The organism is Gluconacetobacter liquefaciens, assembly GCF_003350405.1.
Lineage (GTDB): Bacteria > Pseudomonadota > Alphaproteobacteria > Acetobacterales > Acetobacteraceae > Gluconacetobacter > Gluconacetobacter liquefaciens.
In genome coordinates this window covers 348,758-367,539 of the sequence record NZ_QQAW01000003.1, presented here as the reverse complement: position 1 = coordinate 367,539, position 18,782 = coordinate 348,758, and the positions used below count along the sequence as shown (strand labels likewise).

General features: G+C 65.6%; 16 protein-coding genes and 1 pseudogene. 6 read left to right on the top strand and 11 right to left on the bottom strand.

The genetic code is table 11. The annotated features are described in order from the left end of the window. Positions 1-89: 89 nt before the first annotated feature. The 9 genes and pseudogenes from C7453_RS07920 to C7453_RS07880 all read right to left on the bottom strand — a co-directional run bounded on the left by C7453_RS07920 (position 90) and on the right by C7453_RS07880 (position 10,267). Positions 90-2,036 (bottom strand): annotated as a pseudogene (locus C7453_RS07920) (PrkA family serine protein kinase). 373 nt (positions 2,037-2,409) lie between these two features. Further along, entirely contained in the window at positions 2,410-3,213 is an 804-nt protein-coding gene (locus C7453_RS07915) for an MBL fold metallo-hydrolase (RefSeq protein ID WP_114726980.1), read from the bottom strand. A gap of 3 nt (positions 3,214-3,216) precedes the next feature. Then, on the bottom strand, positions 3,217-4,020 hold the full coding sequence (locus C7453_RS07910) for a TatD family hydrolase (RefSeq protein WP_114726979.1): 804 nt from the start codon (positions 4,018-4,020) through the stop codon (positions 3,217-3,219). Then, positions 4,017-5,555, bottom strand: coding sequence for a methionine--tRNA ligase (metG, locus tag C7453_RS07905; protein ID WP_114726978.1), 1,539 nt, complete (start codon positions 5,553-5,555; stop codon positions 4,017-4,019). Before metG ends, C7453_RS07910 begins: the two co-directional genes overlap by 4 nt. Then, positions 5,552-6,529: a DNA polymerase III subunit delta' gene (locus C7453_RS07900; protein ID WP_114726977.1), complete on the bottom strand. Its 978-nt coding sequence runs from the start codon at positions 6,527-6,529 to the stop codon at positions 5,552-5,554. The genes metG and C7453_RS07900 overlap by 4 nt, the downstream gene beginning before the upstream one ends. Then, positions 6,530-7,165, bottom strand: a complete 636-nt coding sequence (gene tmk / locus C7453_RS07895; protein WP_114726976.1) for a dTMP kinase — start codon at positions 7,163-7,165, stop codon at positions 6,530-6,532. It lies immediately after the preceding gene. A gap of 5 nt (positions 7,166-7,170) precedes the next feature. Next, a complete protein-coding gene (locus tag C7453_RS07890; RefSeq protein ID WP_114726975.1) occupies positions 7,171-8,427 on the bottom strand; it encodes a D-alanyl-D-alanine carboxypeptidase family protein in 1,257 nt (418 codons plus the stop codon). Positions 8,428-8,429: 2 nt separating this feature from the next. Next, positions 8,430-9,302: an SPOR domain-containing protein gene (locus C7453_RS07885; protein ID WP_245948915.1), complete on the bottom strand. Its 873-nt coding sequence runs from the start codon at positions 9,300-9,302 to the stop codon at positions 8,430-8,432. Continuing rightward, the gene (locus tag C7453_RS07880) at positions 9,299-10,267 is read right to left on the bottom strand and encodes a lytic murein transglycosylase (protein WP_114726974.1); all 969 of its coding nucleotides are present in this window, start codon (positions 10,265-10,267) and stop codon (positions 9,299-9,301) included. Before C7453_RS07880 ends, C7453_RS07885 begins: the two co-directional genes overlap by 4 nt. Before the next feature lie 228 nt (positions 10,268-10,495). Here C7453_RS07880 and C7453_RS07875 point away from each other — a divergent pair, with 228 nt between their 5' ends. Both C7453_RS07875 and C7453_RS07870 read left to right on the top strand, forming a co-directional pair. Continuing rightward, positions 10,496-11,071, top strand: a complete 576-nt coding sequence (locus tag C7453_RS07875; protein ID WP_114726973.1) for a DedA family protein — start codon at positions 10,496-10,498, stop codon at positions 11,069-11,071. Continuing rightward, a complete protein-coding gene (locus C7453_RS07870; RefSeq protein ID WP_114726972.1) occupies positions 11,068-12,165 on the top strand; it encodes a D-alanine--D-alanine ligase in 1,098 nt (365 codons plus the stop codon). Before C7453_RS07875 ends, C7453_RS07870 begins: the two co-directional genes overlap by 4 nt. A 38-nt stretch (positions 12,166-12,203) precedes the next feature. Here the strand turns inward: C7453_RS07870 and C7453_RS07865 are convergent, their stop codons facing one another. Continuing rightward, positions 12,204-12,671, bottom strand: a complete 468-nt coding sequence (locus C7453_RS07865; protein WP_114726971.1) for an MlaD family protein — start codon at positions 12,669-12,671, stop codon at positions 12,204-12,206. Positions 12,672-12,787: 116 nt separating this feature from the next. Between C7453_RS07865 and C7453_RS07860 the strand changes: the two genes are divergently transcribed. From C7453_RS07860 to C7453_RS07850, 3 genes are all read left to right on the top strand, one after another. Continuing rightward, positions 12,788-13,630, top strand: coding sequence for an undecaprenyl-diphosphate phosphatase (locus C7453_RS07860; RefSeq protein ID WP_114726970.1), 843 nt, complete (start codon positions 12,788-12,790; stop codon positions 13,628-13,630). Positions 13,631-13,729: 99 nt separating this feature from the next. After that, on the top strand, positions 13,730-14,521 hold the full coding sequence (locus C7453_RS07855) for a GDSL-type esterase/lipase family protein (RefSeq protein WP_114726969.1): 792 nt from the start codon (positions 13,730-13,732) through the stop codon (positions 14,519-14,521). A 175-nt stretch (positions 14,522-14,696) separates the two neighbouring features. Further along, positions 14,697-16,235 (top strand): APC family permease, encoded by a 1,539-nt coding sequence (locus C7453_RS07850; protein WP_114726968.1) that lies wholly within the window; start codon positions 14,697-14,699, stop codon positions 16,233-16,235. A gap of 58 nt (positions 16,236-16,293) precedes the next feature. Here C7453_RS07850 and C7453_RS07845 read toward each other — a convergent pair whose 3' ends face one another. After that, a complete protein-coding gene (locus C7453_RS07845; protein ID WP_114726967.1) occupies positions 16,294-17,733 on the bottom strand; it encodes a pyridoxal phosphate-dependent decarboxylase family protein in 1,440 nt (479 codons plus the stop codon). A 124-nt stretch (positions 17,734-17,857) separates the two neighbouring features. Between C7453_RS07845 and C7453_RS07840 the strand changes: the two genes are divergently transcribed. Beyond that, positions 17,858-18,655, top strand: coding sequence for an alpha/beta fold hydrolase (locus tag C7453_RS07840; RefSeq protein ID WP_114726966.1), 798 nt, complete (start codon positions 17,858-17,860; stop codon positions 18,653-18,655). The last annotated feature ends 127 nt before the right edge of the window (positions 18,656-18,782 follow it).

Here is an 18,782-nt window from a genome sequence, read left to right as displayed (position 1 = left end):
CGCAGCGGAGCGGCCTTGCCGCCCCGTCGCCGCGAGACATGGAAACCGCCCGCAGGACCAGCCGTCAGCGGCACCTTGGCAACAGCGCCTCAGGCGGATTGCTTCACCCGCATGTACCATTCAACGAGCCGGCGGACCTGACGTTCCGTATAGCCGCGCGAGACCATCCGCTCGACGAACTCGTCATGCTTGCGCTCGGTCTCGCCGTCCTTCTTGGAGCCGAAACTGATCACCGGCAGCAGATCCTCCACCTGGCTGAACATCCGTTTCTCGATCACGTCGCGGATCTTCTCGTAGGAGGTCCAGGACGGGTTGCGCCCGCCATTGCCGGCCCGCGCGCGCAGCGAGAACTTCACCACCTCGTTCCGGAAATCCTTGGGGTTCGCGATCCCCGCGGGTTTCTCGATCTTGGTCAGTTCCGCGTTCAGCAACTCGCGATTGAGCATTTGTCCGGTGTCGGGGTCCTTGAAATCCTAATCCTCGATCCAGGCATCGGCGTAATCCAGATAGCGGTCGAACAGGTTCTGGCCGTAATCGTTATAGCTCTCCAGATAGGCTTTCTGGATCTCGTGGCCCAGGAACTCAGCGTACCGCCCCGCCAGTTCCGATTTCAGGGTCGCCAGATAGTGCGCCTCGATATCCGCCGGAAACTGCTCGCGCCGCACCGCCTGTTCCAGCACATACATCAGATGCACCGGATCGGCGGAAATCTCGGCCGAATCATGGTTGAAGGTCGCGGACAGCACCTTGTAGGCAAAACGCGTGGACACGCCGTCCATTCCCTCATCCACCCCGGCGGCATCGCGATATTCCTGCATCGTGCGCGCCTTGGGATCGGTCTCGCGAATGTTCTCGCCGTCATAGACCCGCATCTTGGCGAACTGGGTGGAGTTCGGATGGGGCTTCAGGCGTGACAGAACCGCGAAACGCGCCAGCATTTCCAACGTGTTGGGCGCACAGGGCGCATTCGCCAGGCTGGAAGACTGCACCAGCTTCTCGTAAATCTTCGTCTCCTCCGCCACCCGCAGGCAATAAGGCACCTTGATGACGCAGACGCGGTCCAGGAAGGCCTCGTTGGTGCGGTTGTTGCGGAAGGTCTGCCACTCCGCTTCGTTGGAATGGGCCAGGATCACGCCGGTAAAGGGAATGCTACCGATATTCTCGGTGCCGACGTAATTGCCCTCCTGCGTCGCCGTCAGCAGCGGATGCAGCATCTTGATCGGCGCCTTGAACATCTCGACGAATTCCAGCAACCCCTGGTTCGCGCGATTCAGGCCTCCCGAGAAGCTGTAGGCATCGGGGTCGTTCTGGCTGAAATGTTCGAGTTGCCGGATATCGACCTTGCCCACGAGCGCCGACACGTCCTGGTTGTTGTCGTCGCCGGGTTCGGTCTTCGCGATCGCAATCTGGCGCAGCCGGGATGGATGGACCTTGACGACTGAAAAGCGCGACAGGTCGCCGTCAAACTCTTCCAGTCGCTTCAGCGCCCACGGGCTGGCGACACCGCCCAGCAGCCGGCGGGGAATGCCATATTGTTCCTCCAGCGCCGCGCCCATGCGGTCGGGGTCGAACAGGCCGAGCGGGCTTTCAAAGACGGGGCTGACATGCCGCCCGGCCTTCAGCACATAGATCGGCTCCTTCTCCATCAGGGCCTTCAGCCGCTCGCCCAGAGACGATTTGCCACCTCCAACGGGGCCGAGCAGATACAGGATCTGCTTGCGCTCCTCCAATCCCTGCGCCGCATGGCGGAAGAAGCCCACGATCTGCTCGATCGTCTCCTCCATGCCATAGAAATCGGAGAAGGCCGGATAGATCCGCAGGGTACGGTTCATGAAGATGCGCGACAGGCGTGGATCGCGGGAGGTATCGACGCTCCTGGGTTCGCCGATCGCCTTCAGCATCCGCTCCGCCGCGGTTGCGTAGCAGGACGGATCGGTGCGGCAGGCTTCAAGATAGTCAGACAGGCTCATCTCGATTTCGCGACGCTGATCGCGCATCGCAGTCGCCAGAGAAAACACGTTGAAATCAGAAACCATCCTGGGGAGTCTCCGAACCGGCGCCAGAACCCGTCATTGCGTCTGGACGCCATGCACCATGGATAGGCATTGCCTCCGGGGAGCGGTCCCCGGAGCGGGAAGAACCGTCAGTTCCGTTCGGTCTGCAATCGGGTGGTCAATACACAATCCCCCTTGCTGTCTTGCCCATTTACAGGCAGATAGGCACGCTGCCGCCCCAGACAAGGGCGACTGGCAATGGTGGAATCGCAGTCATGTATCGCGCTGCGAAATCCCGGGCCGTCATCGCCGAGGCTATCGCTCCCCGCGTTCGGGATTCAACCTAAATCGCGTGCGCTGCGTAAACACGCTTCCGGACAGCAAGAGTTTTTCGAAACGATCCGCCGCGCCGCGGCTACGTACGACTCAGCGAAAAAGGCACCCGCAGACCGTCGAAGGCCGCTTCCACCCCCTCCGGCAGGTTGTCGCGCATCCAGGCCCAATCCATGTCGGTACCCATATGCGTCAGGATCATCCGGCGCGGCGCCACACGCTCGCGCCACGCCAGCACCTGGTCCAGCCAGGCATGGGCGTTGTGCGGGCCCGATCGCTGGAAACAATCCACCAGCCAGGTCTCGACCCCCTCCAGAACGGCAAACGCCTCTTCGGACAGGTCCACCACGTCGGTGGAATAGGCGATCGTCCCGCACCGCACACCCAACGAGAGCGTGCGGCCATGAATCTGCTCGAACAATGTCAGACTCAGCCCCGCAACGTCGTATGTCTGACCGGCATGCACCTCCTCCGACACCACGACCGGCCGATAGAAACCGGGCGGCACCCAGGGACGGAAAGCATACGCAAACCGCGTTTCCAACTCCGCCAGCACGGGCGGCGTAGCCAGGACCGGCAGAGGACGGTCGATCGCCCGGTTGATCGCCCGGACCTCGTCCAGTCCCGCGATATGGTCGGAATGGGCGTGGGTGTAGAGAATCGCATCGAACCGGTCGATGCCCTGCGCCAGCAACTGCGCACGCAGGTCGGGGCCAGTATCGATCAGCACTGCCTGCCCGTCATTACCCCGCAGCAGGACCGACGCCCGACTGCGTACATTGCGCGGTTCCGCAGGATCGCATAGCCCCCAGTCGCCCCGGCCATCCGGCCCACCGATCATCGGCACGCCGGCAGACCCGCCGCATCCCAAGACGACCAGTTCCATCGCTCAGGCCGCCCGGCTGAACAGGCGGTGGAAATTTTCCGTGGTCACATCCGCCAGTTGCTCGGGCGCCAGGCCATGTTCTTCCGCCAGGCGCAACGCGGTATGGGCGACCAGAGCCGGTTCGTTGCGCTTGCCGCGACGCGGCACCGGCGCCAGGTAAGGCGAGTCGGTTTCGACCAGCAGCCGGTCCTTGGGAATATCGCGCGCAATCGCCCGCAGCGCGTCGGAGCGCGGAAAGGTCAGGATTCCCGAGAAGCTGATATACCCGCCCAGTTCCAGCGCCACCCGCGCCAGATCGGGGCCGGAAGAGAAGCAATGCAGCAGGAAACGGAACCGCCCGTGCGCTTCCACCTCCTCACGCAGGATCGCCGCAACGTCCGCATCCGCCTCGCGCGCATGGATCACCAGCGGCAGGTCCATCCGCCGCGCCGCCGCGATATGCGCGCGGAAGCGCGCCTGCTGCAACGGACGCACAGCTTCGGCGCCATGGAAATAATCCAGACCGCTCTCCCCGATCCCGACGACGCGCGAATCATCGGCCAGCGCGATGATGCCGTCGGCGTCGGTCACATCGCATTCCTCGACATGATCGGGATGGGTGCCGACCGTGCACCAAACCCGCACGTCCGGCCGGTCGAAGCGGATCAGGTCCTTCTGCTGCTGCGCCCGCGACAGGCGGGTGCCGATCGTCACCATCCCTGCCACCCCGGCCGCACGCGCCCGGTCCAGCAGGTCCGGAATTTCGTCATCGGTGAAATGGTCGAGATGACAGTGCGAATCGATCAGCCCGGTCGCGGCTCCACTCATTGCGCCGCGTCCTCCACATAACGCGGGAAGACCCCCTGCGGCGCCGGAAGGACACGCCCCTCAGGCAGCGGCCGATCCAGCGACGCAAAATCGCGCTCGTCCTCCGCCACGCCCAACTGGGTCAGCATCGCGCCCATGCTACCGGGCATGTAGGGCTGGAGCATGGTGCCGACCACGCGCAGCGCATCCACCAGCACGCGCAGCACGACCGCCATCCGCTCCGGGTCGGTCTTGCGCAGCGCCCAGGGGGCCTGATGGTCGATATAGGCGTTGCAGGCCCGGATCACCCGCCAAACATCTTCCAACCCATCGGTCAGCGCGTGGCGGTCGATATGGCCATGCATCAGCGTGGGCAGCAGCGCCGCCTGCGCCAGCAACGCATCATCGGCCTCGGTCGGCACGCCCTGCGCGGGCAGCACGCCGCCGCAATTGCGCGCCACCTGCGTCAGGGTCCGTTGAGCCAGATTGCCCAGATCGTTCGCCAGTTCGACATTCAGCCGGTTGATGATGGCCCGCCGACTGAGATCGCTATCGCCGCCGAACGGCATTTCGCGCATCAGGAAGAAGCGCACCGGGTCAACGCCGAACTGCGCCACCAGGTCGCGCGGATCGACGACGTTGCCCAGCGACTTGCTCATCTTCTCGCCCTCGATGGTCCACCAACCATGCGAGAACACGCAATCCGGCAGGTCCAGTCCGGCGGCCATCAGCAGCGCCGGCCAGTAGACCGCGTGGAAGCGGACGATATCCTTGCCGACCAGATGCAGGTTGGCGGGCCAGAACCCGGCGCGGGGATTGTCGGCATCGGGGAAGCCGATGGCCGACAGATAGTTGGCCAGCGCATCCACCCATACATACATCACATGCTCCGGATCGCCGGGCACCGGAATGCCCCAGCGGAAGCTGGTGCGGCTGATGGACAGGTCACGCAGCCCCTGCCGCACGAAACTGGCCACCTCATTGCGCCGCGACGCGGGCTCGATGAAGGCGGGCCGGGTCTCGTACAGTTCGAGCAGCCGATCGGCGAATTCCGAGAGTTTGAAGAAGTAGGACGGCTCGCGCACCCATTCGACCGGCGCCCCCGTCGGCGCCACCTTCGTGCCGTCCGGGCGGGTGACCAGTTCGTCCTCGTTGTAGAAGCTCTCGTCGCGCAGCGCGTACCAGCCCTCGTAAGCGCCCAGATAGATATGCCCGTTCGCCGCGATCCGTTCCCACAAGGCCTGGGCTCCGGCGATATGCCGGGGCTCCGTCGTGCGGATAAAATCGTCGTACGAGACATTCATCACGTCGTACATCGCGCGGAAGTCGGCCGAAACCTGATCGGCAAAAGCAATCGGCGCCACGCCGGCGGCCTGCGCCGCCTGTTCCACCTTCTGCCCATGCTCATCGGTACCGGTCAGGAAAAAGACCTCATCGCCCGCCAGCCTCTTGAAGCGCGCCATGATATCGGCGGCGACGGAGGTATAGGCATGACCGATATGCGGCGCCCCGTTCACATAATAGATCGGTGTCGTGACGTAATAGCGCCCTGTCATCTTCCACTCACCAAAGTCAGGCCACTCAGCAGGGCCTGTTGTTTATCCAGATTGAACCGTTCCGTCTCGACCCGAAGGTCAGTCAGCCGACGCCACAGTTCCGCCAGGCGGTGCGCCGACAGCGATCCGTCCGCGCTCTCTCCGCCGCGCCCATCGCGCAAGGCAAGGGCACGCGCATGCTTCGATATGGCATCACACAACAGATCGAAGAAGACCGGAAAGCCATTTTCCCGCTTCAGTACACTCTCGGCGATCTCGTACATCGCCCCTTCATCCGGCGGCGTTTCAAGCACGCGCGCCACCAGCCCGCCCAGCACGGCACCGTCTCCCGCCAGCAGCGCCAGAGCACGACCGGGCGATCCATGGGCCAGCGGCGCCACCCGCGCGATCTCTTCGGGCGCACTCTCCGCCGCCACACGGGCCAGAACCTCTTGCATCTGTCCCGGCTGCAACGGTTCCAGCCGCAGCGTGCGGCACCGGCTGCGGATGGTCGGCAACAGGCGGCCGGGCGCCGCACAGGTCAGGATCAGGATCGCGCGGGGCGGCGGCTCTTCGAGAATTTTCAGTATCGCATTGGCCGCGCTGCGATTCATGAAATCCGCGCCGTCCACGATCACCACGCGCCATCCGTCCTCGGCCGCCGTGCGGTGCAGGAACTGGCCGATCGGCCGCACGTCGTCCGCCACGATCTCGGCGCGCATCCGCTGGCGCTTCTCGTCCATGCCACGGGCGATATAGAGCAGGTCGGCATGGCTGCCAGCCGCGATCCGCCGCGCGGCGGTGCTGTCCGCCGCCGTCGCCTTCAACAATACCCGCGCCATCCAGAAGGCGAAACTCGCCTTGCCGATCCCCTCAGGACCGGTCAGCAGCCAGGCATGATGCAGCCGCCCGGCGCCCCAAGCTTCCTCGAACGCGCGGCGGGCATCGTCATGCCCCACCGGCTCCGGGCCATCGCGTGGCGCAGTCCCCGCCATTCAGGCGGCTCCCGTCAGCCGCGCATCGACCAGTCGGGCGACCTCATGCGCGATTGCCTCAACCGGCCGGTCGGCCGCCAGGGACACGCAACGCCCCGGCTGCACCTCTGCGATCGCGACAAACCCCTCGGCCACGCGGGCATGGAACGCCTCATCCGCCGCTTCATAGCGGTCGGACCGGCCACCCCGCGCATGCAGGCGTTGCAGCGCCCGCGCACGCTCCAGGGTCAAAACCAGCGTCAGGTCCGGCGTCAGCCCGACCTGCCCGGTCAGCACCTCGATCAGCCGGATCGTCGCGGGGTCACCCTGCCCGATCCCGTATCCCTGATAAGCCATGGTCGAATCCGCGAACCGGTCGCAGATCACCACCGCACCACGCGCCAACGCCGGCCGGATCAGCCGGTCCACGTGATCGCATCGCGCCGCGAAATGGGCCAAAATCTCGGCGCGCAGCGACAGGTCATGGCCGCCGAACAGCAGGAAGTCGCGCAACGCCTCGGCCCCGGGCGTTCCACCCGGCTCGCGCGTGCGCACCACATCATGACCACCGGCCCGCAGATGGGCCTCCAGCAGCCCGACCTGGGTGGATTTCCCAGCTCCCTCGCCACCTTCGAACGTAATGAACAGGCCCGGCACCGCTCTCAGTGCCGGCCCAGTTTCTGGCCCAGCACCGTCGAGGCACGCGCCAGCAGACCCAGCCTCGGCACGGCCTGCCCCGCCACGAGTTGCATCCTGATGTCCGGCAGGCCGGGATTCGTCAGCACCAGGTCACCCAGCACCTGCCCCGCCGCCACCGGCGCCGCGACGGGCGCCTGATAATCCACCCCGATATGCACCCGGGTGCGCCACCCATGCGGCAGCGTCATCACCACATCGCGGGTCGCGACCAGCGGCACGGTCGGCTGAGTGCCCAGCCAGACGGCTGCCTGCTCCACCACGTCACCCCGACGGAACAGCGTCGCATTCTCGAAATTCGCGAACGTCCATTCCAGCAACCGCTCGCCCTCATGGGCGCGCGCATTGCTCGTCGGCATGCCGTTCAGCGCCAGCACCACGCGGTTGCCACCCCGATCGGCGCTGGCACACAGCCCGAACCCGCCGGCATCGGTGTGTCCGGTCTTCAGCCCGTCGGCCAGTCCCTTGTCCACCAATACGTTGCGATTGCCCTGCGATATCTTGTTGAAGCGGAAATCCTTCTCCGAGAAGAAGTGATAATATTCCGGAAAATCGCGGATCAGACGCACCGCCACCGTCGCCACGTCGCGGGCGCACATATAGTGGTTGTCACCCGGCCAGCCGGTCGCATTCATGAAGTGCGAATTGGTCAGCCCGATCTTGCCCCCTGTTTCGTTCATCAGGGCGACAAACTGCTCCTCCGAGCCGGAAATACCTTCCGCCAGCACGATGCACGCATCGTTGCCGGACTGGATGACCATGCCCTGGATCAGATCCTGCACCGGAATGCTCTCACCAAGGGGCACGAACATCTTCGAACCCTGCATGCGCCAGGCCTTCTCGCTGACCGGGAGCGCCTGGTCCAGCTTCAGCCGGCCCGATTTCAGCATGCCGAAGACGATATAGGCCGTCATCATCTTGGTCAGCGACGACGGCGGCATGCGTTCGTCGGCCGCTTTCTCCAGCAGCACCGTGCTGGTCGTGACATCGACGATGCAGGCCCAGCGGGCGAGGGTATCGACCGGCCCGATCAGGCTGGCAGCCGGCGGCCCGGCGGAGGCCGTGGCCTGATCCGGGCCGGATTGATCGTCCGATTGCTCGGCGGACGGGGCACCGGCGGCGCCATGCGGATGATGCCGGCGCGGTGCTGCAGCCGCCAGAGAACCGGTAGCGGCCAGCGAGGCCGTCCCGGCCAGAAGAAACCTTCGGGTTTGCACGTTCATCCTTATTCGACGACGATCCGGGCGCCGGTCATTCCGTCGCCCAAAAGCTGGTCCAGCGCCCTGTCCGCCCCGGCGACATTCGTGAATGGCCCCACATGGACCCTCCAGAGTGCCCGCCCGCGCTCCCGCACCGGGATCACCCGCCCACCGGTTCGCGCAGCGGCGACCTGAGCGTAACGCAGGGTGGAAAATGTTCCCGCATCCACCCACAACATGCCACCCTGAACATATCCCTGCCGCACGTCAGGTGGCAGGTCGCGCATCAGGGCCGAGACATCGGTGGTCCCGACCGAACCAGCGGGCGCCGCGACAACCGTCCCGCCACTTCCCGGACGATCGAGCGATTCCGCGCGAATCTGGTCAACCGGCGCGGCCGAGACATCCAGATGCTGACCGCCCGGCAACGCCTCGGCCAATTGCTCGTTCTCGGCCTCGTGCCCGATGATCTCGACCTGCACCGGATTGGCACCAATCCCCAGCAGGGCCGCGACGCGGGGCGTCAGGCCGACCAGGCGTCCGCGCTCCTCCGGGCCACGATCGTTCAGGCGGATGGTCACTTCCCGCCCGTTCTCCATGTTACGCACCGTCACGATCGCCGGCAGTTGCAGGGTCGCATGGCGGCCAGTCAGGGATTGCGGATCGTACTGCTCGCCATCGGCGGTGATGTAGGGCGTCTGGTCGGGGTCGGCCACCGCCAACCCGGTTTGCCGATAGCCGAAATCCTCGCGCGGATATTGCCACACCCCGCTCATCTCATAGGGTGCGCCCACCACGTAATGCGGGTGCGCGGGCGGCAACGGCGGTTCAGCCCGATGACAGCCCGCCAGCCCCAGCACGGCCAACGTCGCGGGCAGGGTGCGGCACGCGCGCGTCACGTGACGTCGCGACCCAGCAGACCAACGGCCAGCGCGTAGAAATCCGAAGGATTATAGCGCCGGATGACGGAGAAGTTGCGATAGACCATGAAGGCCTCCCCCCCCGGCCCATCCGGGCGGATCACCGCCCCGCGAATATCGACGCGCGAAAACGCCCGCCCATCCGCCCGGCGCACGCCCTGCCCCATCCAGTCCTCCAGGGTACGGACATTGCCGCGTCCCAGTTCGGCTTGCGCCAGCGTCGCCGGCACCGTGACCTCCTGCCCCCAGGGCTCGCCGGCCACCCAGCCGCACCGGGCCAGATAGTTGGCGATCGAGGCCATCACGTCGGGTTCGCTATTCCAGATGTCCCGGCGGCCACTACCGGTAAAATCGACGGCATACCGCAGATAGGCGCTGGGCATGAACTGGGGCTGCCCCATCGCGCCGGCATAGCTGCCCAGCATCGAATCGGGTGCGACATCCCCATGGTCGAGAATCCGCAGCGCGTTCATCAGTTCGCCCCGGAAGAACGACGCCCGCCGCCCGTCATAGGCCAGCGTGGCCAGCGCATCCGCGACATGGAACGACCCCATCCGCGTGCCATAGGCCGATTCCAGCCCCCAGATCCCCACCAGAGGCTGGCGGTCGACTTTGAAATGCCCGCTGACATCCGCCAGCAACGTGGCGCGGCTGGCCGCCGCCGCGCGCCCATCGGCAAGCTTCTTCTGTGTCAGCACCTTCTGGCGATATTGCGCCCAGGTCAGGGTAAATTCGGGCTGGTGGCGATCCAGTTCCAGCACCCGTGCATTCGGCGCATGCAGCGCCAGCGCGCGGTCGATGATCGTGGCCGACAGGCCATGCCCCACCGCCTCGGCCCGCACACCGGCCAGGAACGCGGCATAGGATTGCGTCGCCGCGCGTGCGGCAGGCACGGCGGCGAAAGCGGCCGAGGCCGACAGCAGGAAATCACGGCGTCCGATCATGACGGAAGCTGTGCCACAATCGGCCGGTAGCTTTCAATCCTCGCCGCTGACGGCAGGCGATTTGGCTGTGATCGCGAAGCATGCGACAAGGACCGCAATCCGGGCATTGCCCCGGCCGGGTCGTCCGGTCGCCGCATGGAACGGATTCCATGGGCAAGAGGTTCACGACGTGAGGATTCCGACCCGTTTTTTTCTGCCGTCCCAGGACTGAATGGCGGCAACCCGGTCATGTTTCCCTCACTCTCCGCCCTGTTCGCCAAAGCCGGGGCAGCACCTGTCGTCCAGGCACTGGTCATCATCATCGGCACCTTCATCCTCGAAGACGCAGCGACCATCCTGACGGCGATGGAGGTCCAGACCGGCCAAGTCGCCCTGCCTGTTGCCTTACTCGCACTTTATGTCGGGATCGTGGCTGGCGACCTGGGCCTGTACGGCCTGGGCAGGCTGGCGGCCCTGTGGCCGGCGGCCCGGCGCTGGGTCAAGGTCCCGCAGGACGAAAACGGCGGAAACTGGTTCGGTCGCAATGTGTTCCGCATCGTGTTCATCAGCCGCTTCATCCCCGGCGCCCGCCTGCCGCTCTATACCGCCTGCGGGTTCTTCAACGCATCGGTGCGGCGCTTCGCGCTGGCGGCAATCCTGGCAACCCTGATCTGGACAACGCTGCTCTTCGCGGTATCGCTACAGGTCGGCCATTTCCTGATCACCCATCTGGGTGCATGGAAATGGGCCGGAATGGGAGGATTCGCCCTGACCATTCTTCTCGTCGGCCGGATCGTGGCCAATGTGCGGAGTCCGTCCCGATGACCCATGCCTCCGCCACCGCCCCCTCCCAGGCAGACGCATCCCGGCCGCCGTCCCCGCTGTCGATGTTCGAATTCTGGCCGGGCTGGGCCTTCTACACACCCATCGTGCTGTACTGGATCCTGATGGGCTTGCGCCACGGCGACCTCAGCCTGCCCACCGCCGCCAACCCACGGATCGAAACTGGCGGCCTGTGCGGAGAAAGCAAGACCGATATCCTGGATATGGCCGGCGATGTCGCACGCCAGTGGATCGCGCCCTACACCACCGTCACCACCGGATCGGCCGACGACGCAGCCGCCGCGACGGCAGCCCTGGCCCGCGCCGGACTGGCGCTCCCGGTCGTCGTGAAGCCTGATATCGGCTGCAACGGCACAGGCGTAAAGCTGGTCACCACGCCTGCGGAACTGGCCGCGACGGTGGCGCTGTTTCCCCCGGACATCCGGCTGGTCATGCAGCGCCTCATCCCCTTCGAGCACGAGGCCGGAATCTTCTACATTCGTCATCCCGACGAAGAACGGGGCCGGATCACATCGCTCACCTACAAGGAAGCCCCGCTCCTGGTCGGTGACGGCCGCTCGACCGTCCGCGAACTGATCGACGCCGACGCCCGCACCCGCCTGGTGCCGCATCTCTATCTGCCCCGTCTCGGCGCGCGGGTTCACGACATCCTGCCGGCGGGCGAAACGATGCGCCTGGTCTTCGCCGGCAACCACTGCAAGGGCTCGATCTTCCGCAACGGCGCCGACGACATCACGCCGGCCCTGACGGAGCAGATCGACCGCATCATGCGCGACATCCCTGATTTTCATTTCGGCCGAATCGACCTAAAATTCGAATCGATCGCCGCCCTTCGACTAGGCCGTAGGTTCGAGATCATCGAAATCAACGGCGTGGGGTCGGAAGCCACCCATATCTGGGACTCCCGCACCACCCTGCGTGAGGCCTATGCCGCACAGTTCATGCATTACCGCGAAACGTTCCGCATCGGCGCCAAGAAGAAGAAGGCCGGCTGGCGGTCATCCGGCGCCTTCACGATGCTGCGTTACTGGCGCCTCCAGAAGAAACTTCTGGCTTCCTATCCGCTTAACGACTGAGAGTCGTTCCGTGGCGCCCCCCGGCAATCCGGCGCGGGCTACGGCGCCGAATCGGAGGGCAGGCCACCATTCCCGAAGATATAATTACTGACCTGCTGCTCCAGGCTGACGGCCTCCTGCGCGTTGGTAATCACCGCGCCGGCTGTCAGCCGATCCTTTGCCTTCCCCGGCTGGATCATCAGCGAATTATCGCTGGTCATCGTCGCGCTGCCGATCACCACCGCGCTGTCGTTCGGCAGAGACAACGCCCGATCCACCGTGAAGCGCACATTCGCCACCGCCATCACCGGGTCCAGCACGATATCGGTCACGCGCCCCACCGGCACGCCAGCCAGTTGGACATCCGCCCCCACATGCAGGCCGTTGGCGGAAATGAACCGGGCCGTCAGCGAGTAGCGGTCACCGCTCAGATCGGTCTGCGAGGCGCGGGCGTAGACGTAGAATACGACCGCCACCAGCAGGACCAGGCTGCTGAAGACAACCGCGCTTCCTTTTTCACGCACCAAATGCCTCTCTCCTCATTCCCTACGGCCCGCAATTCGCCATACTCTCAGGCAAGTGCTTGCCGAGCTGGTAAAAAATGGGCACCACGCCAGTCTAAATCGCCATGGACAGCCGGACAATGACAGTTTTCCAAGCCATCATGATCGCGATCCTCCAGGGCGCGACCGAACTCTTCCCGGTCAGCAGCCTGGGCCACGCCGTCATTGTCCCGGCCCTGCTCGGCTGGGTGTTCGATCCCCATGGCGAGATCTTCCTCCCCTTCCTGGTCATGCTCCATCTGGGGACGGCGGTCGCGCTGCTGTATTTCTTCCGGAGCGACTGGATCGCCATCTTCCGCGGCCTCTCCGGCCGCCACGGCAGTCAGCGACAGGCGGAGAGCATCCACATCCTGGCCTTGCTGGTGGTGGCCACCATTCCCGCGGTCCTGATCGGCGGGCTGCTGGAACACTGGTTGCGCGCCTTGTTCGGCAGCGCGCGCTATGCCTCAGTCTTCCTCGTCATCAATGGCTTCCTGCTGCTGTTCGCCGACCGCCTGCGTGGCAACCGCGCCGTCCAGCCCGGCCGCCCCATCGCCTCGCTCACCTATGCCGACGCCCTGATCATCGGCCTGTGGCAGTGCCTCGCCTTCTTCCCCGGCATCTCGCGCTCGGGGGCCACGATGGTCGGCGGCCTGTTCCGCAAGCTCAATCACGAGGGCGCCGCGCATTTCTCCTTCCTGATGGCCCAGCCGGTCATCATCGGTGCAGCGGTCCGCGAGGCCGCGCATATGCGCCACGTCACCCTCGCCCCCGGGCAGATGCAACTGGCCACGGTTGCGGCCGTGGTGGCGGCCATCACCGCGCTGGCCAGCACCGCCTTCCTGATGCGCTATTTCCGCAAGCACGAGCAATGGGCGCTCCGCCCGTTCGGCTATTACTGCATCATCGCCGGCGCCGTCGCCTATATCGTCCTCGGCCACTAAAGCACTGCCTGCAAAGCCACCTGCCGACGATCCGACACGCTCACTCGGCAGGCCGACTTTTCAAACAGAGTCGAAGAGCCACCAGGAATCCCGGAGACCATGACCCGTTCCACCCGCATTCGCCCCCTTCTGGCGATCACCACCCTGCTCGCCCTCTCCGCCCCCACCATCGCACCCGCCGCGACCGCCAATCTGGCCGTCGAGCAGGTCTCGCGCATGGATACGCCATGGTGGCACCACCGCTTCGCCGACAAACAGGCCGAAATCGCCAACGGTCAGTTCGATGTCGTCTGGCTGGGCGATTCGATTACCCAGAACTGGGAGCGCAACGGCCCGGAACCCTGGCGCGACTTCGCTCCGGTCTGGCAGCATTATTACGGTGACCGACACGCCATCAATCTGGGCTTCAAGGGCGACAGCACCTGCCACGTCCTGTGGCGTCTGGCGCATGGCGAACTGGATTTCCGCAAGCCCCCCCGCCTGTTCATCCTCATGATCGGCGCCAATAATTTCGGCCATGTCCATATCGACGCCGCCCACACCTATCCGGGCATCACGCGCATCGTCGATACGATCCACGCCCGCTTCCCCACCACGCAGGTCCTTGTGCTGAAAGTCCTACCCTCGATCCGCTCGCCCTGGATCAGCGCAAACACGCGACAGTTGAACGGCATGCTGGAGACCGACATCCGCCAAAGCAGACCGTGGCTGCACCTGCTCGATGTCGGCAGTGCCGTGGAGGCCAACGGCGCGCCCGACCGGTCACGTTTCCTGGACCCGCATCTGACCCCGCCCGACCCGCCGCTTCACCCGACCGCGGCCGCACAACAGGATATCGCGCGGATGATCGAGCCGACCGTGGCAGCCATCCTCGGCGACCATCGCCACTGAACACATCAGGCGGACAGCGCGCGCGAACAACGCCCGAAAGACCGGCTTTTCAAACAGCGTCGAATGCGCCTGTTCACATCCCATCAGGCCGCGGCGCGCCGTGCCGCCTGCGGCCTTGCGCACAAACCCCTTTTGCAACGATACAGGCATTCCCCGTTATGATATTGTGAAATTTATGTCTCTCCCTCCAGCTTCTACCAGTCGCCTACGGCTTCGAAAAACCATCCAGCAGATCGAATCCGAGAGCCAGAACCACGGATTACGGCGCACGCTCGGCCCGATCCAGTTGATGATGCTGGGGATCGGCTCCACCATCGGCGCCGGCATTTACGTCATGACCGGTACCGCCGCCGCCAGTTACGCGGGACCGGCCATCCTGCTGTCCTTTCTGGTCGCCGGCCTGGCCTGCCTGTTCACCGCCCTGTCCTACGGCGAACTGGCCTCCACGATGCCCGTCTCCGGCTCGGCCTACAGCTATGCCTATGTCTCGATGGGCGAAGGGGCTGCCTGGGCGGTCGGGTGGCTGCTGCTGCTGGAATATGGCGTGTCCTGCGCCGGCGTGGCGGCCGGGTTTTCCGGATACGCCACCAGCCTGCTGCACGATCTGGGCGTCCAGGTGCCCAGCTTCCTGAGCACCACCCTGGTCCAGACGCTGCCCACGGCCCATGGCGCCAGCCTTCTGGTCGCCCCCCGGATCGATCTGGTCGGCGCCCTGTCGGTGGCGGTGGTCACGGGCCTGCTGGTTCTCGGCATCGAGGAATCGGCCCGGATCAACACGCTGATCGTGTTCATCAAAGTCGGCGTGCTGATGCTCTTTCTCGTCTTCGGCATCCGCTACATCCATCCGCAGAACCTTCTGCCCTTCATCCCGCCCAGCGAGGGCGGCTTTCATTTCGGGGTGCCCGGCATCTTTCGCGCCGCCTCGGTCATCTTCTTCGCCTATGTGGGGTTCGAGACCGTATCGACCGCCTCGGCCGAGGCCCGCAACCCGCGGCGCGACGTGCCACTGGGCATCATCGGTTCGCTGGTGTTCTGCACGCTGGTCTATATGTGCGTCGCCACGGTGCTGATCGGGGTGGTTCCCTTCCGCCAACTGGGCGTAGCCGACCCGCTGGCGATCGCGGTCGACGCGATCGACCAGCCCTGGCTGGCACTGCTGATCAAGGTCGGCGCCGTGGTCGGCCTCTGCTCGGTCATCCTCGGCCTGCTGTACGGCCAGACCCGCGTCTTCTTCACCATCGCCCGAGACGGGCTGCTGCCGCCGATCTTCTGCCGCCTGCATCCCACCTTCCGCACACCGTGGGTCGGCACCATCGTGCTGGGCGCGATCGTCGCCGTCGCCACGGCAACCCTGCCGATCGACATCATCAGCGACCTGGTCAGCCTGGGCACGGCGGCCGCCTTCGGCATCGTCTGCTTCACGGTCATCTGGCAGCGCAACGCCCGGCCCGACCTGCCGCGCCCCTTCAGCGTGCCGCTGGGCGGCATCCGGATCGCCGGCGTCTGGATCGGCGTGGCACCGGCGCTGGGCATCGTGTTCTGCCTGATCATGGCCGGCCCCCTGTTCATCGACATGGTCCGCGCCCTGTTCAACGGTAATCCGCTACCGATGATCCTGCTGGGCACCTATGTGGCGCTGGGCATCCTCAGCTATGCATTCTACGGCCATTCCCACTCGCGCCTCGGGCGGGAAGACGGCAAGGCCATCATCTGAGAGAGTGACGGGACATGCGCGCTGGCAACGGCCCAGCGCGCGCAGGCGGCTCCACCTCCTATTCGGCGGCGCTCTCAAGCCGATCAGCCAGCAGCCGCAGCAACGCATCGACCATGGCATCGGCATCCGCCGCCACCGTGCGATGATTGACGATGGCCGCCCGAATCGCCCGCACGCCCGCCACCGTCGTCGTCGATGGCGCGGCGACACCCGATTCGTGCAGGTCCTTCACCAGTTCGCCATTCAACCAGTCCAGATCCACACCGGGCACGCGCACGCGGAAACAGACGATATTCAGCCCGACCGGGGCCAGACGCTCCAGCAGCGGTTCCTCGTCCACCCGCCGCGCCAGATGCCGGGCCACCGCGCAGCATTCATCGACCATCAGCCCCATCCGGTCGGTGCCGTAGGTGCCCAGCGTCATCCATACCTTGAGCGCGCGAAAACCGCGTGACAGGTCCGGCCCCAGATCACAGAACCAGGGCGCATTACCCGCCAGCCCCCGATCCTCGCGCGACAGATAGGCCAGCGACTGCGCGAACGCGGCCGCCTGCCGGCCCGGCGTGCGGACCAGGATGCAGCCGGCGTCATAGGGAACCTGCGCCCATTTATGGAAATCGAACGCCAGACTGTCGGCCCGCTCCAGCCCCTGCAAGGACGAACGAAGGGCGGGCGAGAGCATGGCCAGCGCACCGAATGCCCCATCCACATGGAACCACAGCCCCTCCCGCGCCGCGATATCCGCAATCCCGCCCAGATCGTCGATTGCGCCGGTATCGACCGTACCGGCGGTGCCGATCACGATAAACGGCTCCAGCCCCGCCGCGCGATCAGCGGCAATCGCGGCCCGCAACGCCGCCAGATCCATGCGGTGATCGGCATCCACCGGCAATACACGCAGCGCGTCGGTGCCCAGCCCCGTCAGGTCGAACGCGCGGGCGATGCAACCATGGGCGGTGGCGGCGGCATAGCCGACCAGCCTGCGCCCGCCCACCCCCTCCCGGCGCAGCGCCAATCCATCAGGCACCGCCCGGCTGGCGGTCACGACCGCGATCATGTTCGCCATCGACGACCCGGTAACCAGCAATCCGGTGGTCTCGTCGGGAAAGCCCATGATCCGGGCCGCCCAGCCGATCACCGCCCGCTCGACTTCAACCGGCGCATGGTCACGCCCGCCGCAATTGGCGTTCAACCCGCCCGCCAGCAGCTCGGCCAGCATGCCTACGCCCGTGCCGCCCCCATGCACCCACCCCATGAAGCCCGGATGCGTATTGCCTGTGGCATAGGGCACGATTCGCTCGCGAAAATGCTCATACAGCCTCTCGGGCGTGGTCGGGCCGGTCGGCAGGGGCTCATGCAGGGCCGCGCGCACCGCATCGGGCATCGGGCGCCAGACCGGTCCGTCGCGCAGGGTCGCCAGCCGATCGACCATATCGTCGATCATCCGATGGCCGAGACGACGCAGATCGTCCCAATTGTCGGGGTCCAGGCCGGTCATGGGCGCATCCGTTTCCTTATCTGCCGGCGACCGGCGGGCTGGCCAGTCGCGCGGTTCTGTCCAATAATTCAATGCGTGCCTATATGTGCGCCATCGGGCGCATCAAGTCTTCAATGGAACCTGCATGTTCTTCGGCAAACTCGAATTGACGGAAGTGGCGTGGGGCAACAGCCCGCGCCGGGCCAGGCTTGGGGGGCAAGGCAAGCTGCTGGTCCTGCTGCATGGCCAGATGCAAAGCCACGCGGCCTGGCACGCCATCGCGCCAGACCTGGCCGACACCCACACCGTGCTGTGCCCTGATCTGCCGCGCGACCTGGATTTCCGGCGTCAGGCGGAGGAACTGCTAAGGCTGGCGCAAGATCTGGGGCATGAGCACCTGGCCATAGCCGGGCACGGCACGGGCGGTCATGTCGCCGCCTATGCCGCCTGGCTGGCGCCGGAGCGGGTCACCCATGTGGCCGAGGTCGAATGCATCCCCTCGCCCGGCCATTACGGGCGTGCCGACCTAGCCTTCGAACTGTCGCGCTACAGCAGTTGCTGGTTCGCCCAGCTTCACCCGAAGCCCGAATCGGCGACGATGGCGGTCCCAGAGGAATGGACCCGCCCCGCCCCGCATTCCACGGCACCGTTCAGCCGCCCGGCGGTGGCCGACTACCTGCAAACCATGCCGGCGGGCGAAACCCCGGGGGCGAACGGCCATAACCGCATTCCGCCCTACCCGGGCGACCTGCGCATCGCCTGCCCGCTGCTGGTAGCCTGGTCGCGCGAAGGCCGACTGGGCGGATGGTACAATCCAGCCGACCTATGGCGCCCCTACGCAACCGGCCCACTCAACGAGGCCGAAATCGCATCCGGCTACTACATCCCCGAGGAAGCGCCCAAGGAACTGCTGGATGCGCTATCGGCCTTCCTGACGCCCTGAGAGTCGCGCGCGTTCCACACGCGCCCGATGATAAGCGGATGCGCGGCGTCAGCCGCGCATCCGGCAGTGCTTTTCAAGCATCGGAGCCGCCTTCATGGCCATGGGCACCGATGCACAGGCAATCGCG